The following is a 24,655-nucleotide window of genomic DNA, read 5'->3' on the forward strand; positions in this document are numbered from 1 at the left end:
GATGTTTGAACATCTGATTATAATCTTAATGAAAGATTGTATTTCTTTCTAGGTTCTAATTATTATTAACGGTAAATTTGCGGCTCAAATCACACACCAATGAGCGACTCGATCAAGCATGAATGCGGAATAGCCTTTATCCGCCTTTTAAAACCTCTCTCATACTACCAGGAAAAATACGGTACAGCACTCTGGGGACTGAATAAGCTTTATCTTTTGATGGAAAAGCAACACAACCGCGGACAGGATGGAGCCGGTATTGCCACCATTAAACTTGATGTTAAACCAGGACACCGCTATATCAGCAGGTACCGGTCTATGGCACAAAATGCGGTGGCAGACATTTTTGGATATGTACAAAATAAATTTGTAGACATCCAGAATGAAACCCCTGAGTTGATGCAGGATGCGGAATGGTTAAAATCCAATGTCAGTTTTATCGGGGAAGTTCTGTTAGGTCATCTTCGTTATGGTACCCATGGTCAGAACAGTATTGAAAACTGTCATCCTTTCTTACGTCAGAATAACTGGATGACCCGTAATCTTGTGATTGCAGGTAACTTCAACATGACGAATGTAGAAGAGTTACTGGAGCAATTGTATGAGTTGGGACAACATCCAAAAGAAAAAGCGGATACCGTTACTGTCCTTGAAAAAATTGGTCATTTCCTTGACGATGAGAATCAGGAGCTTTTTGATGCTTATAAGAAAGAAGGATTGGATAACGTAGAAATTACCCATAAAATCTCTGAAGGTTTAGATATTGCTAAAATCCTGCGTCGTTCTGCTAAAAACTGGGATGGTGGATATGCGATCTCCGGAATTGTTGGTAATGGGGATGCTTTTGTGCTTCGTGACCCTTCAGGAATACGTCCGGCATTTTATTATGCTGATGATGAAATCGTAGTTGCTGCTTCAGAAAGACCAGCAATTCAGACGGCCTTCAACATTCCATTCAAAGATGTTAAAGAAATCGAACCGGGACATGCTTTAATCGTTAAGAAAAGTGGTAAAGTTACTCAGGAAGTGTTCAGAGATCCTCAGGAAAAAAGAGCCTGCTCATTTGAACGTATTTATTTCTCCAGAGGGAGTGATGCGGATATTTATAAAGAAAGAAAACAATTAGGTGCGCTATTGTGTGATCAGATTTTGAAAGCAGTAAGTGCAGACCTTAAAAATACAGTATTCTCTTTTATCCCGAATACTGCTGAAGTGTCTTTCTACGGAATGGTGGAAGGATTACACAGCTATATCAGAGGCGTACAAAAGGATACATTACTGAACCGTAAAGAAGAACTGAACGATCAGGAACTGGATGAGCTGCTTTCAATGAACCCACGGGTGGAGAAGCTGGCGATTAAGGATGTGAAATTAAGAACATTCATTACCCAGGACGCGGACAGACAGGATATGGTGGCGCATGTTTATGATACGACTTACGGCATCATTAAAAATGATACCGATACTTTAGTTGCGATAGATGATTCAATTGTAAGGGGAACAACGCTGAAACAAAGCATCATCAAAATCATTGACAGATTACATCCTAAGAAGATCATTATTGTTTCTTCTGCACCTCAGATCCGTTACCCGGATTGCTACGGTATAGATATGTCTAAAATGGGGCAGTTTGTAGCTTTTGAAGCGGCGATCCAATTGTTAAAGGAACGTGGTATGGAACACATCATCGAAGAAGTTTACCAGAAATGTAAAGCTTCCCTGTTGTTGCCTAAAGAGGAGATCGTAAATCATGTGAAAGACATTTACAGACCTTTCACACAAGAAGAGATCTCTGCTCAGATTACGAAGATTATTACCCCTGCAAACATCAATGCTGAGGTTGAGGTGATTTATCAAACTTTAGATAATTTACATGTGGCTTGTCCTAACCATACCGGCGACTGGTATTTCTCTGGAAATTATCCAACTCCAGGTGGAAACAAAGTAGTGATCAAAGCTTTTGTGAACTGGAAAGAAGGAAACAACCAGAGAGCTTACTAAAATAAGCTGGTTATAAAATATAATCCCCGCTATAGTTAAAGCTATAGCGGGGATTTTTTGTATGGGCATTGATGATTACTTGTAATACTTCAACAGCACTTCCACAAACAATCTGATTGCAAAGATAATGATGACTGCACCGGCAATCCTGTTCAGGTTCTGAATGGTTTTCTCTTTGATTCTATACCTGAGCTTGGCCGCATAATAGGTTTTTATTCCGTCTACTGAAAGCTGTGTTGCCATTGCAATAATAAAGAAAACGATCTTTTCGGCCATGGTATAATGCAATTGTACCGATATAATCCCTCCAACCATAATCCAGAACATCAGAGTGGTGGGGGACAGCAGGCACATTAAAAATCCTTTCAGAATATAGCCCCGCTTCTTCACTTTGGCGATTTCAGAAATGTCATAACTTACTTTTACTTTATTGAATAAATAGTATAGACCGATACCAAAAAGAAAAAGGCCTCCAACGATGCCTATGTATTGAAAATACTCCGCGTTATAGTCTACAAACTGTGCGCTGAAGATGGTAAGTGTAATAAATATAATGTCACTAAAAATCACCCCCACAGCAAGCGAAAACCCTGCTTTAAAACCTTTCTCAATGCTGGTTTTTATCATGGAAAAGAAAACAGGACCTGTTAAAAAGGAAAACAAAATACCTGCACCTATCCCTTGTAATATTGCTTCAAACATTCACCTAAACATATAAAATTACGCTAATATGCAATTTTATGAATAAAACTGACCCTATTATAATTAGTTTATTTTACAGGTTACCTCAATTCCACGAACAAAATTAATCTGGTTTGTAGCTGATTCTCAAATTTGTGTCTCTTATTACGATGCCAATCTAAAAATGACGGAAGATCATTGTGTAAAGTATACACTTTACAAAACAGTTTTTTTTATTTATGTTTAACCCCAAGTAAACCTAATATATATAATGACTGCAGAAAATTCACAAACCAAATGGGCTCAATTCATCCCATTAGTTACCGTATTCTTTTTTTGGGGCTTTGTTGCGGCGAGCAACGATATCCTGATTCCGGTATTCCAGAAAGCTTTTAACCTAACACAAAGCCAAAGCCAATGGGTATCCTTAGCGTTCTATATTGCTTATACGGTAGGTTCATTAATCTATATGGGGGTTTCTATTTTAATCAAAAAAGACCTTGTCAATAAAATCGGATATAAAAACGGCCTTGCATTGGGCCTATGTATTTCGGCCGTTGGAACTTTATTGTTTTATCCGGCGGCAAATTACGGTTCGTTTCCATTAATGTTGTCGGGTTTGTTTATCGTGGCCCTGGGATTTTCCCTACAGCAGACGGTAGCAAACCCACTGGCCATTGCATTAGGGCCTATTGCAACGGGTTCTCAACGATTAACCCTTGCTGGAGGAATCAATAACTTTGGAACAACCATCGGTCCGCTGATCGTTAGTTTTGCTATTTTCGGATCAGCAGGCGGTAGTGACATCAGTATTGAAAGCGTTAAAATACCTTACCTGATTCTGGGGGTTGCCTTTCTGGCAGTGGCTATCTTTTTAAAGTTGTCTCCACTTCCGGACAGACCAGCTTTAGTAGAAGAATCTAAAGATGAGGAGGGGGCTTCCAGAAGTTCTGCGCTTAAATACCCTCAGTTGGTTTTGGGAATGATTGCCATCTTCGTTTACGTAGGTGTTGAAGTTTCTACAGCCAGTAACCTGCCTGCTTATATGGAAAAAGAGCTGGGTTTTGCAATTAAAGATGTAGCGCCATTTATTTCCCTGTATTGGGCTAGTATGATGATTGGACGATGGACAGGTGCGGTTGAGGCTTTCACTGATCATGTTAAAACTCAGAAAATCCTGAGATTTGTGGCTCCTTATCTTGCTTTTGGTATTTTCCTTGCCGTTAATGCGATTGCAAAACATGATTTGGCCCCTTTCTATGTATATGGTTTGATTATCCTGGTTTTAATTGTTGCAGATACCTTAAGTAAAGGAAATCCAGCGCGCATGTTGCTGATCTTTTCTACCATTGGTATTGCTGCTTTATTGATTGGTATGTTTACCACAGGTATGGTCAGCGTTTATGCAATTACAAGTGTAGGACTATTCTGTAGCACGTTATGGCCTTGTATCTTTACCCTGGCCGTGAGTGGACTGGGCAAAAATACCAGCCAGGGGAGCAGTTTCTTAATCATGATGATTATGGGCGGTGGTATCATGAGCTGGGTTCAGGGTTATGTGTCAGAATTTATCGGTATTCAATTCAGCTATATTGTAGGAATCCTTTGCTTTGCTTACCTGGTATTTTATGCCTTGAAAGTGAGTGGAATTCTTAAAGCTCAGGGTATCTCTTTTGACAAAAAGATTTCCGGAGGTCATTAAACCTATTTAAAAACAGAAAGAGCTTCTCATTTTTTAATGGGAAGCTTTTTAATTTATACCCGTCATGAGTAAAAAGAGTTTCGATCATATTTATATGCACCTGGCCGCTGATCTGGCTGCACGTTCACATTGTGTAAGGGCACAGGTCGGTGCGGTTTTGACAAAAGATACCAGAATTATTTCCATCGGTTATAACGGGCCGCCCCCCGGAACACACAATTGTGATGAAGAATGGCCGGAAAAGGGCTGCGACAGGGATTCAAGAGGAAGTTGTTCCCTTGCGTTACATGCAGAGGAGAACGCGATTCTGTATGCTTCTAAAAATGGTTCAAAGATAGAGGGCTCGACCTTGTATACGACCTTATCCCCATGTATTGCCTGTGCCAGGTTAATCTTATCCTCAGGAATAAAGAAAGTTCTTTATATGGATTCCTATGCAGAATATAAAGGATTACCGAGTGATGAAGGGGTTGATTTTCTGCGTAGGTTCGGTGTAGAAGTGAATAAGTATCAAATCGAGGTTAATTGATAATCTGTCTTGTAGCAGCAGGTAAGTTTTCTTAACTTTGGCCATGCTAGAAAAAATCATTATTCTCGATTTTGGTTCCCAATACACACAGCTAATTGCCCGCAGGGTACGCGAACTAAATGTGTATTGCGAAATTCATCCATTCAACAACATTCCTGAGATCTTATCTGATGTTAAAGGTATCATCTTTTCAGGTAGTCCTTATTCTGTTCGTCAGGAAGATGCTCCTCAGATAGACCTAACCAAGTTCCACCTTAAGTTCCCTGTTTTGGGTGTTTGTTATGGTGCGCAATATATGGCTCAACAAATAGGAGGTGAAGTTCAGGCCTCTTCAACACGTGAATACGGCAGAGCTAACCTGAATTTCGTGGCTAGCGGAAATAAATTATTTAAAAATATTAACCTGGATTCTCAGGTATGGATGTCGCACGGAGATACCATTACCAGAATCCCGGAAAACTTTGAACTGATTGCAAGTACAGACAGCGTTAAAGTTGCGGCTTATCAGATTAAAGATACAGAAACCTATGCCATCCAATTCCATCCTGAGGTAACGCACAGTACGGATGGAAAACAGCTTTTAGAAAACTTCCTGGTAGACATTTGCGGATGTAAGCAGGAGTGGACTTCCGAAGCTTTTGTGGAAACGACAATTGCTGATTTGCAGGCGAAACTGGGTGACGATAAAGTCGTTCTTGCCCTTTCAGGAGGAGTAGACTCCAGTGTAGCTGCAATTCTTTTACATAAAGCCATCGGCAAAAACCTTCATTGCATTTTCGTAGACAATGGTTTACTTCGTAAAGATGAATATGAAGGTGTATTGGAACAGTATAAGCACCTTGGTTTAAACATCAAAGGCGTTGACGCTAAAGATCGCTTCTTAAGTCAGCTTGCAGGAGTTACTGATCCTGAGTTGAAACGTAAAGCTATCGGTCGTGTATTTATTGAGGTTTTTGACGATGAAGCACATCAGGTACAGGACGTAAAATGGCTTGCACAGGGAACGATTTATCCGGATGTGATCGAATCTGTTTCTGTAAACGGACCATCAGCAACCATTAAATCTCACCATAACGTAGGTGGATTGCCTGACTTTATGAAGTTACAGGTGGTAGAACCATTGAATACTTTGTTCAAAGATGAAGTAAGAAGAGTAGGTACCTCATTAGGATTGGAGCATTTCATTATTGGCCGTCACCCTTTCCCGGGACCAGGTTTAGCGATCAGGATCCTTGGTGAAGTCACTCCTGAGAAAGTTGCGATTTTACAGGAAGCAGACGCCATTTATATCAATAATTTAAAAGAAGCAGGACTATACGATAAAGTATGGCAGGCAGGTGCAATCTTCCTTCCGGTACAATCTGTAGGGGTAATGGGAGATGAGCGTACATATGAGAATGCCATTTGCCTTCGTGCAGTAGAATCAATAGATGGAATGACTGCAGATTGGTGTCATTTACCTTATCAAGTACTCGCCAAAATTTCTAATGAAATTATTAACAAAGTAAAAGGAATAAACCGCGTTGTATATGATATCAGCTCAAAACCCCCAGCTACAATTGAGTGGGAATAAATATTGGCTGATCCTTTGTATTGGCTTGTTGTTTTCGGCATGTTCGCCGAAAACACGGCCCAATACAAATAAAAAACCTGATAACCCGCCAAAAGAAAAGGAAGTCGAGAAACCGGTGGCCCGCTTTAGCGAAGCTAACATTTCTTTGTTGATCCCTTTTCGTCTGAATGAAATCAGGTTGAAGACCGCAACCAAAGCCGAAGTGGAGAGATCTGCTATGGCTATTGATTTTTATCAGGGATTTAAGCTAGGCATAGATTCAGCTGCCTCTTTAGGGCTTAATTTCAAAGTGAATGTTTTCGATACCCGGGACAATAACTCGCAGCTTGAAGGGCTGATCAATAACGGAGGCCTGATGTCCAGCAACCTGATTGTGGGGCCGGTGTTTCCTCAGGGAGTAAAGTATATCACCGCTTACTCGAAAGCAAAAAATATTCCGGTAGTATCGCCTTTGGCCGCTTCTCATCCTGAAGAGTTTTCCAATCCGAATCTGATCTCTATCGTCAATAATATTGACCTTCATATAGAAAAAATCGGAAGCTATATCTCCAAAAATTACAACACCGAACATACGGTAGTGGTGATGATTAATCCAAAGACAAGCAGTGATGAAATCATGGCAGCCCCTTTGCGTCGGTATTTTAGCTCCGGCAAAAAGGTGTTTTTAGTGCAGGAGTATCCTTCGGTATTCAGTTTCGAAACAAAGATGGCAAAGGACAAGGAATACGTAGTCGTTGTAACTTCTTCCGACCGGAAGTTTGTGGTTCCGACACTGGATCGTCTGGTGAAAATTAAAAATAAAGGTTTTAAAGTCAATTTATTTGGTCATCCGGACTGGGTAAAACAAAACTATAATATCGATCGGCTTCAGGCTTTAAATACCAGCATTACCTCTTCTTATAAAGTGGATTACCACAATGCTCAAACCATCACTTTTATCAGGAAATACAGGGCCAAATTCAATTTTGAACCTGGAGAATATTCTTTTAAAGGTTTTGATATCGGGTTCTATTTTGGTAAATTGTTTGCAGAACATGGAGCTGACTATTTAAAATACCTGACCAAAGAGAAATATAAAGGGTTACACAATTCCTTCACGTTCTATCATGATGAGAAACTGGGATACATCAATACCAGTTTAATGCTTTTACGCTATAAGAATTTTGCTTTAAACGTTGTGGAATGAGAATAGAACACCAAATCAGGGCATTTGAACAAATCTTCAAAAACTATGATGGCTTATTGCCTTTACACCGGTTTTTGTTTATCTATTTTAAGCAGAATAAAAAAATGGGCTCTTCAGACAGAAGGTGGTCCAGTCGCTATATTTATAGCTTTTTTAGACTGGGGAAAGCCCTGATTAAAGAAGAACAGGTTGTTCGCCTTGCGGTGGCCGACTTTTTATGTAATACCACACCGAGCCTGGTTGTGGAGACCCATCTGCCTGCTTTGCTGACGCAGATGGAATTACCGGTAAAGGCCAAACTGGATTTGGTGAAAGCGGCCTTTGCTGAGTTCAGATTAGCAGATGTATTTTCTTTTCACCAAAATCTCTCTGCTGAGGTAGAGAAGGAAGATTTTTTTGAATCTTTCTTTACACAGCCAGACCTGTTTTTAAGAATTACTACCGGTCATCTGAAACATTTACTGGAAGCCTTGAAAGCACATGAAGTACCTGTTCAGGAACTGACTGAGACCACACTGGCCCTGCCAAACGGGACAAAACTGGAGCAGGTATTCCCCAATCAAAAGTTCTATCAGGTACAGGATCTTTCTTCTCAAAAGACAGGAATGTTTTTTGAGCCAAGGGCCTGGGATTACTGGTGGGACTGTTGTGCAGCTTCCGGAGGCAAATCGCTGCTTCTGCACGATCTTGAGCCTACTGTTCAGCTCTTGGTGAGTGATGTCAGAGAAAATAGCTTAAACAACCTGGATGATCGTTTTCACGAAGCCGGAATAAAGAAATATCAAAAGAAAGTACTGGATCTGTTGCAAAACAACGATCAGGACCTTCACCACTATGAGTTTGACGGTATTATCCTGGATGCACCCTGCTCGGGTTCAGGAACCTGGGGGCGTACACCCGAAATGCTGTATTTCTTCGATGAACATAAAATCAGCAATTATACCCGGTTACAAAAGGCCATTGCAGGTAATGTAGTACAATACCTGAAGCCCGAAAAACCACTGATTTATATTACTTGTTCCGTATTTAAACAGGAGAATGAGGAAATCGTCAGCTATCTGACAGAAACATTCTCTTTAAAGCTGGAAAAAATGGAAATGATCAGGGGCTATAAAGATAAAGCCGATACCATGTTTGTTGCCCGTTTGATTAAGGTTTAGTGCTTTTGCGTACTAAACCAATGCCTTAGCTTATCCTTTGCGTGCCTGAGGGCTTCAAAGAAAATGGCTAAAGCGCCAATAATGAGGGTAAATTGCTCGAAGCTGTTCATCATCTTCTGATATTGGTTTCTTACTATAAGACGAAGCGGGGGCCTAAATGTTACAGTCCTGTATTGTTGCGGAACAATTTAATGGCAATTGCCAGCAGGATGATCCCAAAAGCCTTCCTCAGTACATTTAATCCGGACTTCCCGAAAAGCCTTTCCAAACGGTTTGTATTCTTCAACACAAAATAGACGAAACTCATGTTGATCAGGATGCCCACGATGATGTTCTGTGTCGCGTATTCTGTTTTTAATGATAAAAGGGTAGTCATGGTTCCTGCACCTGCAATTAACGGAAAAGCCAATGGAACGATAGACACGGTTTCAGGAACATCTTCTTTAAAGATTGTTAATCCAAGTACCATCTCCATTGCAATAAAGAAGATCACAAATGAACCCGCAATGGCAAAAGATTCAACATCCAGGCCAATGATCTTTAACAAGGTTTCGCCTGCGAAAAGAAAGATGATCATCAGTACAGTAGCTACAATGGTTGCTTTTTCAGATTGAATATGACCGGCTTTTTTTCTAAGTTCTATCACCACAGGGATAGAGCCCAGGATATCGATGATTGCAAAAATAACCATCGAACACGACAAGATTTGACTGAAATTGAATTCCATAGCAGTTAATTTATGCTGCAAAGGTAAATTAAATTGTAATAAAAATGAGACAGTTTGCTGTAGAATGCAGAATTAAAGGAAATAACAAGGCCTGATGTTATCATTAACATCAGGCCTTGTTAGGTCATAAAGAACGAAAGTTCTTTATTTTATCTTGGCAGTCACGTTTTTAGACGTAGAAAGACGATAAGTATAAATGATTAAGTGGATCACCGCATAAACCAAAGAGAAATAGTACAAACCTGTATCCGTTCCATTTGTAATGCTATGGTGAATGAAGGCTACGACAACCAGTAATGCTGCCAAAGCCAGTCCGATTAGGGAAACCACTTTATTGCTTCTTGCCAGTGTAACCTGGTTGTTGTCGGATAATAAACTGTTTTTGATACCATAGAACAGATAAACATCCATACCCAATATCATCCATACCAATAAACGTACCCAGGTATCTAAAGGAAGGAATACCATCATTCCTAAACACACGATTACTCCTAAGATCGGAATAAGCGGCACCAATGGCACTTTAAAGGCTCTTGGAAGATCAGGCATACGTTTTCTCAGAATCACGATTCCGATACATACCAGGATAAATGCAAGTAAAGTACCGATACTGGTCATTTCACCTACTACTCCGGCAGGAACAAATGCTGCAAATAAACTCACAAACACCATGAAAAGCAGATTGCTCTTTACAGGAGTGCTGAATTTAGCATGTACACTGGAGAATACTTTAGGCAATAAACCATCCTTACTCATCGAGAAGAATACCCTTGATTGTCCCAATAACATCACCAGGATCACGGAAGCATAACCACCTAAAATAGCGAGGATAATTAATTTGTTTAACCATGGGAATGCCGGGGTAACTGCACCTGCGGCATCTCTTGTACCCATATTGTCAATTGCAACAGCAACCGGTGCAATACCATCCTGACCTTTAAATAAGTCGTAGTTGGCAACACCTGTCATTACGTGGGCAAATAAGATATAAAGAACAGTACAGATAAACAGGGAAACAAGGATTCCGATCGGCATATCTTTCTTCGGATTTTTGGCTTCCTGAGCTGCAGTAGAAACCGCATCAAAACCAATATAAGCGAAGAACACAATACCTGCAGCCCTGATTACACCACCCCATCCATTGGTGAAGAAGCTTTCATGACCAGGTTTATCAGCAGGAATAAAATATGGAGAGTAATTGTCTGAATTGATATATTTCCAACCTAAGAAAATAAAGATGAATACAATCACTACTTTAATTGCAACGATTAAACCGTTAATAAATGCAGATTCTTTAGTGCCTCTCATCAGTACGAGTGACATCAGACAGATGATAAATACTGCCGGAAGGTTGAACACCCCGTGAACAGTAGTCCCATCAAGAAGCTGAGCGGTTTCAAAAGGCGACATGGTTACTTCAGCAGGGAGGTGTATGTCGTAATAAGCGAGGAATTTAACAAGGTACCGGCTCCAGCTGATGGATACCGTGGCAGCGCCAAGTGCATATTCTAAAACTAAATCCCAACCGATAATCCAGGCTACTAATTCGCCCATGGTGGCATAAGAATAGGTATAAGCACTTCCTGCAACAGGAATCATAGAGGCAAATTCTGCATAGCATAGACCTGCAAATCCGCAACCGATTGCTGCAATAATAAAGGAAACGGTGATCGCTGGGCCAGCGTTATTGGCTGCCGCAGAACCGGTGATGGAAAACAGTCCAGCACCAATAATGGCTCCAATGCCCAAAGCTACCAGGTTAACGGGGCCAAGAGTTCTCTTCAGGGTACCCTCTCCGCTCTCTGCAGCCTCTTTTGTAAGTAAGTCGATTGACTTTCTAAAATTCATAGTTCAAGGTTTAGTAAAAGTTGTCTATAGTCTTGTGGTTTGTAATATGATTGTCAAACCTAAATAAAATATGTTTAAAAATAAAAGGGATTTTTATTCAAAATCCCTTTTAGCGGTAACAATTATAATATTATGGCTTGATGGTCAAGGTGTCGATGGTATTTTTTACTGTATCGATCGTTTCTTTACCCAGTGAATCGACCGATTTGATCACCCGGATCTCTTTCTTGATTTCCTGTTTTGTTTCTGTAATCACTCCAACGGCAATGTAGGGTGCGATCACCAGGGATACAATAGACATTAGTTTGATCAGGATATTCATGGATGGACCGGAAGTATCTTTGAATGGATCTCCTACGGTATCTCCGGTTACTGAAGCTTTATGTGGCTCAGATTTTTTATAGAACATCTCCCCATTAATTTCTACTCCTTTTTCAAATGATTTTTTTGCATTGTCCCATGCACCGCCCGCGTTACTCTGGAAAATCCCCATCAGTACACCGGATACTGTAACCCCCGCCAAAAGGCCTCCAAGTATCTCCGCAGAACTTACCAAAGGGAAGACCCCTTTCAGACCAAATCCAACAATGATCGGTACCAATAAGGCAATTGCACCCGGAAGCATCATTTCGCGGATAGAGGCTTTGGTAGATATGGCCACACATTTTTCATATTCCGGTTTTGCTTTATATTCCATAATCCCTGGAATCTCACGGAACTGACGGCGAACTTCCTGAACCATGTCCATTGCCGCCTTACCTACAGCGGCAATACATAAGGCCGAGAAAATAAAAGGAATCATTGCGCCGACAAATAAACCGGCCAAAACAGGAGCTTTATAAATATCTATGGCATCAATCCCTGCTACCCCAACAAAGGCTGCAAATAGCGCCAGTGAGGTTAAAGCAGCGGAAGCAATAGCAAAGCCTTTACCTGTAGCTGCCGTGGTGTTTCCTACTGCATCCAAATTATCTGTACGTTCCCGAACTTCCGGTGGAAGCTGGCTCATTTCTGCAATTCCACCTGCATTATCTGCAATAGGACCGAAGGCATCGATAGCAAGCTGCATGGCTGTTGTGGCCATCATCCCTGCGGCAGCAATGGCTACTCCGTATAAACCGGCAAATGAATAGGAAATAATAATTCCTCCGGAAAGTACCAGGATCGGGGCAACAGTAGATTTCATTCCTACAGATAAGCCACCGATAATATTGGTAGCATGACCCGTTCCGGATTGCTGAATAATCGAATTTACCGGACCCTTACCCATGGCGGTATAATATTCAGTGATGATACTCATTAAAGTCCCTACGATCAAGCCTACAATGATGGCAAAAAATACATCCAGGCTGGTAAAGTCAACTCCACGTAGGTGCAGGTGAGGTGGGAGCATAAACATCACAATTACATAAGAAGCCAGAGCGGTAAGTACAATAGAACTCCAGTTTCCTAAATTCAGGGCCGTCTGTACATTAGAATCTTCTCCTTTAATTCGGACAAACCAGGTTCCTACAATAGAAAATAAAATTCCCAGTCCGCAGATCACCATGGGTAATAATACCGGCGAGAATCCATTGAGCTGATCCAGGGGTATTCCATTTGTACCTTTATCTATTACAATCTCTTGTCCCAATACCATGGTTGCCAGGATTGTGGCAACATACGAACCGAATAAATCGGCTCCCATTCCAGCCACATCACCCACATTGTCACCTACATTATCGGCGATTGTTGCAGGGTTTCTAACATCATCTTCCGGAATTCCAGCTTCTACTTTACCCACTAAATCGGCACCTACATCGGCAGCTTTGGTATATATACCGCCACCCACACGGGCAAATAAGGCAATAGATTCTGCACCCAGAGAGAATCCGGTTAATACTTCTATTGCAGTTTTCATTTCTGTGCTGTTTGCACTGACTACATTAAATATCTGCAGGAAAACAATAAACAAACCTCCTAATCCCAATATTGCGAGTCCAGCAACACCTAATCCCATTACTGTTCCTCCTGTGAAGGAAACTTTTAGTGCTTTAGACAGACTGGTTCTTGCGGCTTGAGTGGTGCGGACGTTGGCTTTTGTAGCCGCTTTCATCCCGATATATCCTGCAGTAGCAGAAAATACTGCGCCAATAACGAAAGCCACAGCGATGATCCAGCTGGAGTGTAATTCCACTCCGTTTACCTCATGAACTGTTCCTGAATAAGCGAGTAAAGCCGCGGTGAACACCACGAATATGCTCAATACTTTCCATTCAGCTTTTAAAAAGGCCATTGCTCCATCGGCAATATAGCCCGCCAGCTCCTGCATATTTGCATCTCCGGCATCCTGTTTGTTCACCCATGCACTCTTAATCGCCATTACAATAATGCCAATTAGTCCCAGGACGGGAATAAAATAGATTAGATTGTTTTGTAAAAACTCCATACTTAATTTCTGTTTATTTGGTTCTTTATTTGGTTTTGCGGTTTAGTACGGCCCCCTTCGAAATCAGAAGTGGTTAGGGGCGCAAATTTTTAATCCATTGATTGTTAAGCTTTTTTTAAGAATTACTAATTTAATATTCCGAATGCCAGTCAGGACAATCCGAATTTGAATTTTTTAAATATATTAGCACAAACTAACCAAACAAAATGAAACCATCAAATTGAACCACAATTAATTTTAAAGATAAGGTCGTTTCATTTTTTAAAACCAAAACTAACCTGATGAAGATTTCGATAGCGCAGGAATCAGAAATACAGCAATTGAAAAATTCATTAGTAAAACCAAAAACAAACTAAATGGAAAAAGAAAATCAAGATGGCTCTTTCAAAAGAGAACTTGGGTTATTAGATGGTACAATGCTGGTCGTAGGTTCTATGATCGGTTCGGGAATTTTTATCGTTAGTGCCGATATCACCCGACAGGTAGGTTCGGCCGGCTGGCTGATCCTGATCTGGATCATTACCGGACTGGTTACCGTGATTGCTGCGGTGAGTTATGGGGAGCTTAGTGCCATGTTTCCCAAAGCAGGTGGCCAGTATGTATACCTGAAGGAATCTTACAATAAACTGATTGCTTTTCTCTATGGCTGGAGCTTTTTCGCCGTCATCCAAACCGGTACCATTGCAGCGGTAGGGGTGGCTTTCTCTAAATTTGCTGCCTATCTGTATGAACCGCTAAGTGAAACAAATGTGCTCTGGCAGATGCAGATCGGAACAGATGCTGCAGGGGTGCCCGAGTTTTTCTCCTTAAGTGCTGCACAAATTGTATCCATACTGACCATTATTCTCTTAAGTTATATCAATAGTCGTGGGGTAAAGGACAGTAAAACGCTACAAACTTTTCTGACCATTATCAAAATATTATCCCTGTTCGGACTGATTGTATTTGGCTTTACTTTAGGTGCCAAAGCAGAAATATGGAATGCCAACTGGGCAGATGCCTGGAGTACCAGATCTTTCAATGTAGAAAGCGGATCCTGGATGACCGTTGGAGGTTCTGTTCTTTTCGCTGCTGTTTCTGCATCCCTTGTGGGTTCTTTATTTTCAAGCGATGCCTGGAATGGGGTGACTTTCATTGCCGGTGAAATCAAGAAACCGGAGCGTAATGTTGGGCTAAGCCTTTTTCTGGGAACTTTCATTGTGAGTGTAATTTACATTTTGGCTAACCTGATGTATATCGCTGTAATCCCTTTAAATGATATTGCTACCGCGAAATCAGACCGTGTTGCGGTGGTTGCTGCCCAGCATATCTTTGGAAATTCGGGTACGATTATTATCGCGATAATGATCATGATCTCCACTTTTGCCTGTAACAATGGATTGATTATGGCTGGTGCACGGGTTTATTATACTATGGCCAAGGACGGTCTTTTTTTTAAGAAAGCGGCCAATTTAAATAAAGCCAGTGTGCCGGCGTGGGCCTTGTGGATTCAATGTTTCTGGGCATCTGCATTGTGCCTTACTGGTAAATATGGTGCATTACTGGATTTTGTGATGATCATTGTAATGATATTTTATATCCTGACGATTTTTGGAATCTTTATTCTAAGAAGGAAAATGCCAAATGCAGAACGTCCTTATAAAGCTTTTGGATATCCGGTTTTACCCCTGTTATACATCATCTTTGCCGCTGTGTTCTGTGTTTCTCTGCTGATCACCAGAATCAGCACCTGCGGTTGGGGAGTGGTAATTATGCTGGCCGGAATCCCTGTTTATTATCTGACGAAACAAAAGGAACCTGATTCTGTTTCACCAAATTAGTTTAAATAGAATGGTGATGCGGCTATAAATTGATTATTTTTGGACAAGAAAAAAAGCTATGGAAGAGGATGTAATCCTGAAAATCAGTTACCGGATAAAAGAAATAAGAAAAGAAAGAGGCATCACCATTCAGGAATTGGCAGATCGGGCAGGAGTTAGTAAAGGCCTGATCTCGCAAATTGAAAATAACCGGACAGTTCCATCTTTAATGGTGTTGATTGACATCATTAAATCATTGGATGTAGACCTGAACCAGTTCTTTAAAGATATTTCTGCGAGTTCAAATAAGGCCCCGGTGGTGGTAAAAAGGAAAGCAGAATACGAATCTTTTGAAAAGGAGCAGGCTTTAGGCTTTCTGTATCAAAGGATCCTGACCAAATCAATAAAGAACTCTACTGTTGATATTGTATTGCTGGAACTGGAGCCGGATGCGACGCGTCCAATGGTGACTACCGAGGCATTTGAGTATAAATATATACTGGCTGGAAATATCAAATACATTTTCGACGATCAGGAGATAGAATTGTCTGGCGGAGATTCACTTTTATTTGACGGACGTCTGTCTCATACACCAAGGAACATCGGAAAAGATAAAGCAATCATGCTGATCATTTATTTCTTCGAAGAAAGCAGGGCTTAACTATTTTTTATTGACCCAGCGGACGGCTACTGCTGACATTTCCTCCAGCTCAAGTCTGGTTTCCGGTAAAATGATGAATTCGTTTTTCAGGTAAAACCCTAGTGGGGAACGGTAATACTCGCCGTTTTCTTTCAGGTCCTCGTTGTGATCTATGACCCAGCCATTGAGCTCATCGGTAGTTTTTTTCATCTCTTCCAGCATGCGGCGACCATGGCCTTGTCCATGTAAATTGCTGTCTATGACTACTGCGAACCAAGGCTGATTATTCCTGGTAAATCTTAAAGCCCAGCCTACAACCTCCATTGACGGGCCTGTAAGCAGATGATATTCAAGATCGGCGAGGTGACTCAGGTAGTTGTCCAGGTGCTTCACCTCTTCGTGTTTAAGCTTAGCAGGATATTCTTTATTCCATAGATCGTATATGGCCTTTTTTTGAACAGGATCGATGGTAACAGACTGAATGATTTTCATCCGGTGTTATTGAAGGTAAACCACGGTGTAAACAACAAGTGCGGTAATGACGGCGAGGATCAGAATGTTAAGCCTATGGGCGAAATTTAAACTATAACCCATTGATCTTTCGCGTTTTGGTACGAATAGTCTTGAATCCTGTGGATTCCAGTAAATAATTCCAATTTTGTAATTGACAATATTGTCTACAGGGTCTATTTCCATCGTTGAAAAATTAATTTTTTAGAGCTAAAAACTAGTATGAATATATGATTTCCAGACAAATAAAGAAAGAAAACTATAAAAGATTGCTGAATATTTCAATTTATTGATTATTCAACACTGTTTTTAGGTTTGCCGTTTTTAATAGGAAGCTTGTTTTACGCGCTGTTTTTCCAGATGATGACCCTACTTTCCGCCTTTTTTTTTGCTTACCACAACTTTTTTAGCATCTTTTGCCGAGGTCGCATTTTCGGGTTCAGCCCCTTTTGCTTGTCGGTCCAGTCCGGCGACCTCTTTTTGCTCTGTTTTATTTCTTGGGCTTTTCATAACTATAGTATTTAATTGGTCTTTAAGGTTAACAACTAAAAAGCAAATATGTTTATGTTGCCGGAATTGGATCTGTTATAACGCTGAAAACAAAATATCCACTGATTTGTAGTATAAGAACATTATAGTGCCAACAAAAAGGATACTCATGGAAAAAATGATTCAAGCCTTATTCAACTCCGAAGTGGAGGCATTCAAAGGATTGCAGGCGTTACAGGAACTTCAGCGGACAAAAGAGATCTCAGTAGGGGAAACTTATGTGCTGACCCGGGACACAGATGGAAAAGTAAATATCCGTTCGGCCAAAAATGAATCGGAAGGCACGGGTATAATTGGCGGCGGACTGATTGGTGGCCTGGTTGGTCTGCTGGCGGGGCCATTGGGTTTTATTGTCGGACTGGCAGGGGGAATGATTGCAGGTTCCGCCGGAGAAACCCTAAAGGCTGAGGGGGTGTCGGATTACCTGGACCAGGTTTCTGCAAATATTCCTAACGGAAAATCAGTCCTGATCGCCCATGTCTGGGAAAATTGGGAAACCCCTCTCAATACGATGTTGCTGCCATTGAGTACTGATCTGAGAAGGTTTAGTTTGGAAGAGCAGGTTTTTGTGCCCGCCCGGACGGAACTTGATAAACTGAATGCCGATATTAAACAAGCAGAATCCAAACTGGTAACGGTATCTGATGAAGAGAAGCGGGAATGGATAGATACACTGGCAGATCTGAACGTAAAAAGAGCGGCCTTGGAAAACAAATTGAAAATCCACACCGATCAGCGGCAACAACAATATCAAACCTGGATAGATGAGCACCCTGATGCTCATGAAGCACATGACGAAGAAAGACGTCGATATATGGAAAGCAGAATCAAAGAACAAAAAGAACGCCTTGATCAGTTAAAAAGAGATAGATAGCCTATTCCGGAACCTTAGTGCTCGTTGGTTTCTCTATGTTCATCAATACCACTGCAGCCAGAATAAGTACAATTCCCAACCATTGGATCAGGTTTACAGGTTCTTTTAAAAGTAGGTGGGCCATCATTACAGATACCGGAATTTCGACTGCAGCAATGATGGCACCTAAGCCGACTCCTATGAGTGGCATACCCCTGGTAAACAGGAGTGGAGGTAATATCGTGCCAAACAGAGAAAGTATAATTGCCCATCGCCAAAAGATGCTAAAAGAAAAATCTGCATTAAGGGAAGAATAGAATATGCATAAAATGATGATCAGCCCTCCTGCAACAAGGTAAAAGCTCCTCTTTATGGAAGATAAATGAAGGGCAATCCCGTTGGAAGCATATACAGCTACAGTGTAGGCCATAGCCGCGAGTATTCCCCAGCCAATTCCACGCCAGTCAATGGTAATTGCTTCCTTCCATAAATTTGTGGCCAGCACGGTCCCGGCTAAAATGATCAGCACGGCAATAATCTTGCGCTTTCCGGGAAACTTTTTATGCATGATCATTTCCAGGATGACGCCCATCCAAACGGTCTGCATCAATAACACAATCCCCACGCTTACCGGAATATATTGTACAGATAAATAATAGCAGACACTCGTGAGCCCCATGGATGTTCCTGCGACCATCAGTTTGACAATGCTTTTCCATTTTGGAGCAGCATCTGCAGGCTGGGATTTATTCCGGTTAAACATACTCAGCAACAGAAGGCCAATTACTCCCATCGTGAACTGAGAAATGGTTACTTCAGCAGTGGTATAATACTCTTTATAAGCCATTTTAACAAATGTAGCCAGCATGCCATAGCTGGAGGCTCCCAAAGCGACCAGAATACTTCCTTTTATAATATTGTTTTTCATTGAAATGTAGTTGTTTTTTATGGTGATGAAACCATTATTGCAAAGGACGTCCATATGGATGAACTTCCTCTTTACATATGTTGATATCGTTTATAATTCTGCTCTGATGCGGCTCAATTGTGTTGGCGTAATTCCCAGATAGGAAGCCATATGGTGTTGTTTTATACGGTTAAGCAGGCTGGGGTTATTTTCCATGAAATCCAGATAGCGTTCTCTGGCCGTTTGATACTTTAAGGTGATTTCGCCGATTTCCTTCTCAATGATCCAGTGTTGCTCCATATAATGGATGTAAAACCTGGCGATATCAGAATATTGAAGCGTTAATTCGCGGAACCCTTCAAAGCTATAACTGATGATTTCAGTTTCTTCCAATGCCTGTATCGTAAACAGGCTGGGCTGTTGTAATAACATCGCACTGGTTGATGCGACCAGTGTCAGCTCCGGAAAAAATTTTTTGATCACTCTGGCGCCGTCCTTATCTGTATAGTAATAGGAAAAGAGCCCTCTGTTCAGGAAAGCGATTCTTTTAGGAATACTCCCTTCCATCAGGAAATATTCATTTTTCGGGATGATTTTTTTCTGTAATAATTGCTGCCAGGCTTCCCGTGCAGGATCAGAGATGGTCGTATAGCTATTAACGTATTGCCAGAAGCGTTCCATCGGCCTTATTTTTCGTTCATCAGCTGTTGAAAACACTCCATAAACTGACCCACCTGAAGTCCATCCACTAAGGCATGGTGTACATGAATGGATACAGGCATTGTTTTCTTTCCATCCTGTTCTGTTATCTTTCCAAAAGATATTTTCGGACTACTATCCTGAAATGAGAAACTTCTGGCATGTGACAGGGAGCTGAAGCTGATCCAGGGAAGGGCAGAATAGTGAATGACACATTCACCCAGTTTTGCCGGAAAAAGACTGGTACTATTTCTTACCTGCCCGATTTCAAGATCTGCTCCGGCCTTGAATTCCAGGTAATCCTCCTGATAGACAAGGTAAGAAAAACCAAAAGTCCCATCTGGACGATCTATCGTTGGAGAGGCGTCTACCTGGTCGTAAATCCAGACCTGACCTTCTACAATCCGGTAGCGAAAAGCGGGAACACGGTTTGCTGCGGTTAATGATTTATGTAGGTAATGCAGAAAAAACGAAGTCCCTTTTTCCTTCGCCGCGGCATAAGCAATGGTACAATCTATATTTACGGTGAGGCCAAAAAAGGGTTCTTCAAACTGACTGAAAAAATGAAAATGTTCTTTTCTTGCCCAGCTGTTTAAGTCTAAAATTTGTTTCATTATTATAGTGGTGGCAATACCTGTGCCGGGTTCAAAGATCGCGTTTTTTTTCCTTCCATCCGGTTTGTCATAATAGATTGACTTTTCAGTTTGTTTAGTGTAAAATTATTTTCTATGGGGATTAAAAATGGAAGTCAGAGGAAACTATTGGTTAAATTTACGGATAACCAATACACAATTCTTATGGTAACTATAATTGTCGCAACAGATTTTTCCGATGTAGCTGAAAATGCAGTAGAGTATGCCGCAGCAGCTGCTAAACATGGTAATGCAAGGCTTGTTCTATTCAACTCTTATGTCCTTCCTATTCATGCCGCCAACACGATTTTACCCGCTTCTAGTATTCAGAAACTGATGGATGAAAATGAGAACAGGTTACAGGAGCGTGCTTTATTCCTTTCTACAACTTACGGAATCAAAGTGGGGTTTGAAGCTCGTTTCTCATTTGTAGAAGATGAGCTGACTGATCTGATCGACAGACATAAAGCAGAATTACTGGTGTTGGGTATGAAAGCCAGAACATTGGAGCAGGATTTAATGGGAAATACTACTACTGCGGCTATAAAAAAACTTAAATTCCCGGTACTTGCAGTACCTATCGGTGCAAAGTTCGGAGAAATCAAAAAAATCCTTTTTGCATGTGATGTATTGAGGGGAGTACCTAAAAAGATCCTCAGCCGGATTAAAGAACTTGCAACCAGTCTGAACGCTGAAGTTGAAGTATTCCATGTAAACGATGCAATTGAAGAGCTGAAAGCGGATCATCCTGCGCTGTCTTCCAAAGATGGAATTGGCAGCGGTTTATCCGGAGTAAGTTATTACTACAAAAATGTAAAATCTAATCAGGTCATTAAGGAAATCGAGAAAGAAATTAAAGAATTTAAAGCGGATCTTTTGATTATGATCCCTAATAAGTATGGTTTCTGGGCTTCTTTAGTACACCGTAGTAAAACAAGGGTAATGGCCTCGGGTCTGGATATTCCGCTGTTCTCTATTCCTATTTAACAAAAATCGGAGATGGTTCGGATTTAGTTGTATAAATTTCCGACCCTTCTCCAGCTCATCTTCGACTCTTCTTCGACTCCGCTGCGGAGAAGAATCGAAGAAAGGCTCTCCCGGTATATCCCATCCTGAAATAAGTCCAAAGTCTTTGTCTTGCAAATATTTTGCATATTATTTGTGCAAATTTTATGCATATTGGATTAACTTTATATATTTGATAAATTAGCCTGTCAAACCAAATATCAGAGGTTCTTGTCTATGAATTCTACTCCGTATATCACCTGCTTTGGTGAGTTGTTGTTACGTTTTAATACACAGTTGGGATTGCGATTTGTGCAGTCCGACGCATTTAATATCCATGTTGCCGGTGCGGAAGCAAATGTAGCAGTCCTTCTGGCCAGATTGGGCCTGAATAGCAGGATGGTGACCCGGGTTCCGGACAATGACCTGGCAGAGCTGGCTTTGGCCGAACTGAGAAAGTATGGAGTAGATACAACAGCAGTTCTTAAAGGTGGTGCGCGTTTGGGTACCTATTATGTGGAGAATGGAAACCACATTCGTCCTACACAGGTAATTTATGACCGATCAGGATCTTCCTTCTCCACACTTCGGCCGGGGATGATCGATTGGCAGCAATTGCTGAGGTCGTCCTCATTACTTCACTGGTCTGGTGTTGCAGCAGCAATTTCAGCAAGTGCAGTAGAGGTATGTAGAGAAGCCATTGAAATTGCACACCAGAAAGGAGTAATGATTTCTGCAGATTTCAATTACCGGAGGAAATTATGGGATTATGGGAAAGGTGCTAATGAAATCATGCCCGGCTTGTTACGTTATTGTCAGGTTGCGGTTGCCGACCTGGATAGTGCTGCCGTTTATTTCGGTATAAAAACCAGGGAGGGAATGTCTTTAAGAGACCGGTTTGAATATTGTTTTTCTTTTCTGAAAACAAAAATGCCGCTTCTCAAAACATTTGCAATGAGCTTTAGGGTAGTGGAAGGATTGAATCATGAATATTTTGCGGGGCTTGCGCATGAGGGAAACTTTTATTATTCCACGGTGCATACCCTTCCAATAGTAACTGATCAGATTGGGACAGGAGATGCTTTTACAGCGGGTTTGCTGTATGGAATTTCTTCTGCTTTTGACCCTCAAAAGATGATCAACTGGGCGGTGGCCTGCGGAGTCTTGAAACAAAGTATTTATGGAGACTGGGCCCTGACTAATGTAAAAGAGATCGAAGCTTTTATGGAAAGTGGCATCTCTACAAAAATAAACAGATAGTATAAAGATCCTTAATCTCATTAAACATGGAAAACTGGCAGGAGGTTTCAAACCTGAACCATTACGATACGCCTTTATTTGTGGTGTATGAAGCACGCGTCAAATCTAACATAGAAATGGCGCTGGCCATGATTTCCGGAAATGTTGAGCGATTCAGGCCGCATATCAAAACCCATAAAACAGGAGAAATTATTCAGTTGTTTACCGGATATGGGATCAGTAAGATTAAATGTGCCACTATTGCCGAAGCGGAATTGGCTGCTGTTAATGGAATAAAAGATATTTTGATTGCCTATCAGCCCTTGGGCTTTAAGGTAAATAGATTGATAGAACTGATTACCGCCTTTCCGCTATGTTTATTTTCCTGTCTGGTAGATCATCCTGATGCGGCCCTTCAAATTGCGACCTTGGCCTTGAAGCATCAGATGGAGATTACGGTGTACCTTGATCTGAATACCGGAATGAACCGGACAGGCTTTCCTGTGGCGGGAAATGTAGTGGAGTTTTGTCTGGCGTTAAACCGGATCAAAGGGTTGAAGTTAGCTGGTTTACATGTTTACGATGGTCATCTTCATGACCCGGATCCCGCAGTCCGTGCAGAAAAAGCCACGCCTGCTATGGAAAAGATTTTTGCAGACGCTGATGAACTGGCTGACCTGGGGCTCCCCGGCCTGAAGATCGTCGCCGGAGGTTCTAATACTTTCTCTTATTATGCGATGTTGGAAAGGGTGGAATGTAGTCCGGGGACTTTTGTCTTCTGGGATGAGAATTATACAAGACATCTGCCGGAGTTGAAGTTCAGTCCTGCAGCGTTGCTGATCTGTACTGTAATTTCATTGCCTGCTGCTGACCTGATTTGTGTAGACCTCGGTTATAAATCTGTATCTGCTGAAAATCCGCTGGATAAACGGGTGCTTTTTCCATGGAACGAAGACTTAACGCCACATGGCCATTCGGAGGAACACCTCACTTTAAAACATACGGGAGCAGGCAATTATCAGATTGGGGATCGGATTTATGGCTTGCCTTACCATGTGTGCCCAACCTGCGCACTTTATGAAGAAGCTCAGGTCGTAAGCGGACAGGAGATTAAAACAAGCTGGAAGATCAAAGCCAGAGATAAAAAGATTTCTATCTAAAGGAACGTGAGATTCGGGTTTGCTGCTTTATAAGGGCTCAGTAACTCTGCGTCTGGCGGAAGCTCCGTTACAATATAATCGACCTCAGACAAGCTGGCGATCTTAATCTTCATCGTTGAGTTCAGTTTTTCAGAAATGGAAACAATAGCTACCTTTTCTGAAGCAGCTAACATCGCTTTTTTCACCTGTACCGTATCCCAGTCGGAATCAGAAAAACCACCTTCAATATCCAGCGCGTTTGTGCCCAGGATGCACAGGTCTGTTTTGAGGTGCGATAACTGGTTGAAAACATCTCCGCTAAAACTCATCTGGCTGTAGGTAGAAATCTGTCCTCCCAACATGATGGTACGGATATGTGGCTTGTCCAGTAATTCTACCGCTGATAAGACGCTGGCAGTGACAATTGTAATTCTTAAGTTTCCGGGAATCAGCTTTATAAACTCCCTGATGGTTGTCCCTCCACCTAACAGGAGCAACATATCTTTCCTCAGCAGAGGAAGCAGCTTTTGTGCGATCGTTATTTTATCGTCCTGCGAATAAGCTTTATGTTCGGAAGTGTGATGGTAAGCACTTGCCATCGCACCTCCTTTTACCTTGATCACCAGGTTCTCTTTTTCCAGCTCATTGATATCCCTTCTGATGGTGTCTTCAGAAACGTTGACAATCAGTGCTAAATGCTCAAAAGTAGCACGGGTATGGATGTTAATCTCTTTAACAATGAGCTGCTTGCGTTGCGCCTTTGTTAGGGTAGCTGGTTGTTGATCGGTAGTCATTAATTAGTATATAATTACAATAATACGGCTTAATTATAAAACTCTAAACAATTT

General features: G+C 41.4%; 24 protein-coding genes. 12 read left to right on the top strand and 12 right to left on the bottom strand.

Translation table 11 applies throughout. The annotated features are described in order from the left end of the window. The first annotated feature begins 99 nt into the window (after positions 1–99). Positions 100–2,001 (top strand): class II glutamine amidotransferase, encoded by a 1,902-nt coding sequence (locus BFS30_RS14045; protein ID WP_069379857.1) that lies wholly within the window; start codon positions 100–102, stop codon positions 1,999–2,001. Positions 2,002–2,076: 75 nt separating this feature from the next. On the opposite strand, the gene BFS30_RS14050 is transcribed toward BFS30_RS14045, so the two are convergent. Next, positions 2,077–2,703: a LysE family translocator gene (locus BFS30_RS14050; RefSeq protein ID WP_069379858.1), complete on the bottom strand. Its 627-nt coding sequence runs from the start codon at positions 2,701–2,703 to the stop codon at positions 2,077–2,079. A 250-nt stretch (positions 2,704–2,953) separates the two neighbouring features. On the opposite strand from BFS30_RS14050, the gene BFS30_RS14055 reads away from it, so the two are divergent. From BFS30_RS14055 to BFS30_RS14075, 5 genes are all read left to right on the top strand, one after another. Beyond that, entirely contained in the window at positions 2,954–4,384 is a 1,431-nt protein-coding gene (locus BFS30_RS14055) for an MFS transporter (RefSeq protein ID WP_069379859.1), read from the top strand. A 64-nt stretch (positions 4,385–4,448) separates the two neighbouring features. Next, positions 4,449–4,913, top strand: a complete 465-nt coding sequence (locus BFS30_RS14060) for a deoxycytidylate deaminase (RefSeq protein WP_069379860.1) — start codon at positions 4,449–4,451, stop codon at positions 4,911–4,913. Between the two features lie 43 nt (positions 4,914–4,956). Continuing rightward, positions 4,957–6,486, top strand: coding sequence for a glutamine-hydrolyzing GMP synthase (gene guaA, locus BFS30_RS14065; protein WP_069379861.1), 1,530 nt, complete (start codon positions 4,957–4,959; stop codon positions 6,484–6,486). Further along, positions 6,443–7,672, top strand: coding sequence for an ABC transporter substrate-binding protein (locus BFS30_RS14070; RefSeq protein WP_069379862.1), 1,230 nt, complete (start codon positions 6,443–6,445; stop codon positions 7,670–7,672). Before guaA ends, BFS30_RS14070 begins: the two co-directional genes overlap by 44 nt. Further along, positions 7,669–8,832, top strand: coding sequence for an RNA methyltransferase (locus BFS30_RS14075; protein ID WP_069379863.1), 1,164 nt, complete (start codon positions 7,669–7,671; stop codon positions 8,830–8,832). The genes BFS30_RS14070 and BFS30_RS14075 overlap by 4 nt, the downstream gene beginning before the upstream one ends. Before the next feature lie 160 nt (positions 8,833–8,992). Here the strand turns inward: BFS30_RS14075 and BFS30_RS14080 are convergent, their stop codons facing one another. The 3 genes from BFS30_RS14080 to BFS30_RS14090 form a co-directional block, all read right to left on the bottom strand. Next, a complete protein-coding gene (locus BFS30_RS14080) occupies positions 8,993–9,559 on the bottom strand; it encodes a MarC family protein (RefSeq protein ID WP_069379864.1) in 567 nt (188 codons plus the stop codon). Between the two features lie 144 nt (positions 9,560–9,703). After that, the gene (locus tag BFS30_RS14085) at positions 9,704–11,407 is read right to left on the bottom strand and encodes an amino acid permease (RefSeq protein WP_069379865.1); all 1,704 of its coding nucleotides are present in this window, start codon (positions 11,405–11,407) and stop codon (positions 9,704–9,706) included. Positions 11,408–11,537: 130 nt separating this feature from the next. Further along, positions 11,538–13,835 (bottom strand): sodium-translocating pyrophosphatase, encoded by a 2,298-nt coding sequence (locus BFS30_RS14090; RefSeq protein ID WP_069379866.1) that lies wholly within the window; start codon positions 13,833–13,835, stop codon positions 11,538–11,540. A 356-nt stretch (positions 13,836–14,191) separates the two neighbouring features. Here BFS30_RS14090 and BFS30_RS14095 point away from each other — a divergent pair, with 356 nt between their 5' ends. Both BFS30_RS14095 and BFS30_RS14100 read left to right on the top strand, forming a co-directional pair. Continuing rightward, a complete protein-coding gene (locus BFS30_RS14095) occupies positions 14,192–15,655 on the top strand; it encodes an APC family permease (RefSeq protein ID WP_069379867.1) in 1,464 nt (487 codons plus the stop codon). 58 nt (positions 15,656–15,713) lie between these two features. Further along, a complete protein-coding gene (locus tag BFS30_RS14100; protein ID WP_069379868.1) occupies positions 15,714–16,295 on the top strand; it encodes a helix-turn-helix domain-containing protein in 582 nt (193 codons plus the stop codon). Here BFS30_RS14100 and BFS30_RS14105 read toward each other — a convergent pair whose 3' ends face one another. From BFS30_RS14105 to BFS30_RS27735, 3 genes are all read right to left on the bottom strand, one after another. Then, a complete protein-coding gene (locus BFS30_RS14105) occupies positions 16,296–16,766 on the bottom strand; it encodes an N-acetyltransferase (protein ID WP_069379869.1) in 471 nt (156 codons plus the stop codon). A 6-nt stretch (positions 16,767–16,772) separates the two neighbouring features. After that, the gene (locus BFS30_RS14110) at positions 16,773–16,970 is read right to left on the bottom strand and encodes a DUF5808 domain-containing protein (protein WP_069379870.1); all 198 of its coding nucleotides are present in this window, start codon (positions 16,968–16,970) and stop codon (positions 16,773–16,775) included. Positions 16,971–17,153: 183 nt separating this feature from the next. Next, positions 17,154–17,294 carry a hypothetical protein gene (locus BFS30_RS27735; protein ID WP_157262918.1) on the bottom strand — a complete coding sequence of 47 codons (141 nt, stop codon included), beginning with the start codon at positions 17,292–17,294 and terminating at the stop codon, positions 17,154–17,156. Positions 17,295–17,442: 148 nt separating this feature from the next. Here BFS30_RS27735 and BFS30_RS14115 point away from each other — a divergent pair, with 148 nt between their 5' ends. Then, positions 17,443–18,207, top strand: a complete 765-nt coding sequence (locus BFS30_RS14115) for a DUF1269 domain-containing protein (protein ID WP_069379871.1) — start codon at positions 17,443–17,445, stop codon at positions 18,205–18,207. A gap of 1 nt (position 18,208) precedes the next feature. On the opposite strand, the gene BFS30_RS14120 is transcribed toward BFS30_RS14115, so the two are convergent. From BFS30_RS14120 to BFS30_RS14130, 3 genes are all read right to left on the bottom strand, one after another. Further along, positions 18,209–19,114 (bottom strand): DMT family transporter, encoded by a 906-nt coding sequence (locus BFS30_RS14120; RefSeq protein WP_069379872.1) that lies wholly within the window; start codon positions 19,112–19,114, stop codon positions 18,209–18,211. A gap of 90 nt (positions 19,115–19,204) precedes the next feature. Continuing rightward, on the bottom strand, positions 19,205–19,774 hold the full coding sequence (locus BFS30_RS14125; RefSeq protein ID WP_069379873.1) for a Crp/Fnr family transcriptional regulator: 570 nt from the start codon (positions 19,772–19,774) through the stop codon (positions 19,205–19,207). Between the two features lie 5 nt (positions 19,775–19,779). Beyond that, complete coding sequence (locus BFS30_RS14130; protein ID WP_069379874.1) at positions 19,780–20,406, bottom strand: chloramphenicol acetyltransferase; 627 nt, start codon at positions 20,404–20,406, stop codon at positions 19,780–19,782. Between the two features lie 183 nt (positions 20,407–20,589). Here BFS30_RS14130 and BFS30_RS14135 point away from each other — a divergent pair, with 183 nt between their 5' ends. Then, positions 20,590–21,411, top strand: a complete 822-nt coding sequence (locus tag BFS30_RS14135) for a universal stress protein (RefSeq protein ID WP_069382442.1) — start codon at positions 20,590–20,592, stop codon at positions 21,409–21,411. A 23-nt stretch (positions 21,412–21,434) separates the two neighbouring features. Here the strand turns inward: BFS30_RS14135 and BFS30_RS27740 are convergent, their stop codons facing one another. Beyond that, positions 21,435–21,578, bottom strand: a complete 144-nt coding sequence (locus tag BFS30_RS27740; protein ID WP_157262919.1) for a hypothetical protein — start codon at positions 21,576–21,578, stop codon at positions 21,435–21,437. Positions 21,579–21,666: 88 nt separating this feature from the next. Between BFS30_RS27740 and BFS30_RS14140 the strand changes: the two genes are divergently transcribed. Both BFS30_RS14140 and BFS30_RS14145 read left to right on the top strand, forming a co-directional pair. Continuing rightward, positions 21,667–22,689, top strand: coding sequence for a sugar kinase (locus tag BFS30_RS14140; protein WP_069379875.1), 1,023 nt, complete (start codon positions 21,667–21,669; stop codon positions 22,687–22,689). 26 nt (positions 22,690–22,715) lie between these two features. Next, on the top strand, positions 22,716–23,828 hold the full coding sequence (locus tag BFS30_RS14145) for a D-TA family PLP-dependent enzyme (RefSeq protein WP_069379876.1): 1,113 nt from the start codon (positions 22,716–22,718) through the stop codon (positions 23,826–23,828). On the opposite strand, the gene BFS30_RS14150 is transcribed toward BFS30_RS14145, so the two are convergent. Then, positions 23,825–24,601 (bottom strand): DeoR/GlpR family DNA-binding transcription regulator, encoded by a 777-nt coding sequence (locus tag BFS30_RS14150; protein WP_069379877.1) that lies wholly within the window; start codon positions 24,599–24,601, stop codon positions 23,825–23,827. The two genes, BFS30_RS14145 and BFS30_RS14150, sit on opposite strands and share 4 nt — an antisense overlap. Positions 24,602–24,655: the final 54 nt, after the last annotated feature.

Source organism: Pedobacter steynii, assembly GCF_001721645.1.
GTDB lineage: Bacteria > Bacteroidota > Bacteroidia > Sphingobacteriales > Sphingobacteriaceae > Pedobacter > Pedobacter steynii_A.

What these genes read in the sequence shown, in the direction of transcription:
- guaA (WP_069379861.1), top strand. Translation starts at nt 4,957, where the DNA reads ATGCTAGAAAAAATCATTATTCTCGATTTTGGTTCCCAATACACACAG.
- BFS30_RS14080 (WP_069379864.1), bottom strand. Translation starts at nt 9,559, where the DNA reads ATGGAATTCAATTTCAGTCAAATCTTGTCGTGTTCGATGGTTATTTTT.
- BFS30_RS14105 (WP_069379869.1), bottom strand. Translation starts at nt 16,766, where the DNA reads ATGAAAATCATTCAGTCTGTTACCATCGATCCTGTTCAAAAAAAGGCC.
- BFS30_RS14150 (WP_069379877.1), bottom strand. Translation starts at nt 24,601, where the DNA reads ATGACTACCGATCAACAACCAGCTACCCTAACAAAGGCGCAACGCAAG.
- BFS30_RS14100 (WP_069379868.1), top strand. Translation starts at nt 15,714, where the DNA reads ATGGAAGAGGATGTAATCCTGAAAATCAGTTACCGGATAAAAGAAATA.
- BFS30_RS14070 (WP_069379862.1), top strand. Translation starts at nt 6,443, where the DNA reads ATGATATCAGCTCAAAACCCCCAGCTACAATTGAGTGGGAATAAATAT.
- BFS30_RS14050 (WP_069379858.1), bottom strand. Translation starts at nt 2,703, where the DNA reads ATGTTTGAAGCAATATTACAAGGGATAGGTGCAGGTATTTTGTTTTCC.
- BFS30_RS14075 (WP_069379863.1), top strand. Translation starts at nt 7,669, where the DNA reads ATGAGAATAGAACACCAAATCAGGGCATTTGAACAAATCTTCAAAAAC.
- BFS30_RS14085 (WP_069379865.1), bottom strand. Translation starts at nt 11,407, where the DNA reads ATGAATTTTAGAAAGTCAATCGACTTACTTACAAAAGAGGCTGCAGAG.
- BFS30_RS14060 (WP_069379860.1), top strand. Translation starts at nt 4,449, where the DNA reads ATGAGTAAAAAGAGTTTCGATCATATTTATATGCACCTGGCCGCTGAT.
- BFS30_RS14090 (WP_069379866.1), bottom strand. Translation starts at nt 13,835, where the DNA reads ATGGAGTTTTTACAAAACAATCTAATCTATTTTATTCCCGTCCTGGGA.
- BFS30_RS27735 (WP_157262918.1), bottom strand. Translation starts at nt 17,294, where the DNA reads ATGAAAAGCCCAAGAAATAAAACAGAGCAAAAAGAGGTCGCCGGACTG.
- BFS30_RS14115 (WP_069379871.1), top strand. Translation starts at nt 17,443, where the DNA reads ATGGAAAAAATGATTCAAGCCTTATTCAACTCCGAAGTGGAGGCATTC.
- BFS30_RS14110 (WP_069379870.1), bottom strand. Translation starts at nt 16,970, where the DNA reads ATGGAAATAGACCCTGTAGACAATATTGTCAATTACAAAATTGGAATT.
- BFS30_RS27740 (WP_157262919.1), bottom strand. Translation starts at nt 21,578, where the DNA reads ATGCAAAATATTTGCAAGACAAAGACTTTGGACTTATTTCAGGATGGG.
- BFS30_RS14130 (WP_069379874.1), bottom strand. Translation starts at nt 20,406, where the DNA reads ATGAAACAAATTTTAGACTTAAACAGCTGGGCAAGAAAAGAACATTTT.
- BFS30_RS14135 (WP_069382442.1), top strand. Translation starts at nt 20,590, where the DNA reads ATGGTAACTATAATTGTCGCAACAGATTTTTCCGATGTAGCTGAAAAT.
- BFS30_RS14055 (WP_069379859.1), top strand. Translation starts at nt 2,954, where the DNA reads ATGACTGCAGAAAATTCACAAACCAAATGGGCTCAATTCATCCCATTA.
- BFS30_RS14145 (WP_069379876.1), top strand. Translation starts at nt 22,716, where the DNA reads ATGGAAAACTGGCAGGAGGTTTCAAACCTGAACCATTACGATACGCCT.
- BFS30_RS14045 (WP_069379857.1), top strand. Translation starts at nt 100, where the DNA reads ATGAGCGACTCGATCAAGCATGAATGCGGAATAGCCTTTATCCGCCTT.
- BFS30_RS14120 (WP_069379872.1), bottom strand. Translation starts at nt 19,114, where the DNA reads ATGAAAAACAATATTATAAAAGGAAGTATTCTGGTCGCTTTGGGAGCC.
- BFS30_RS14140 (WP_069379875.1), top strand. Translation starts at nt 21,667, where the DNA reads ATGAATTCTACTCCGTATATCACCTGCTTTGGTGAGTTGTTGTTACGT.
- BFS30_RS14095 (WP_069379867.1), top strand. Translation starts at nt 14,192, where the DNA reads ATGGAAAAAGAAAATCAAGATGGCTCTTTCAAAAGAGAACTTGGGTTA.
- BFS30_RS14125 (WP_069379873.1), bottom strand. Translation starts at nt 19,774, where the DNA reads ATGGAACGCTTCTGGCAATACGTTAATAGCTATACGACCATCTCTGAT.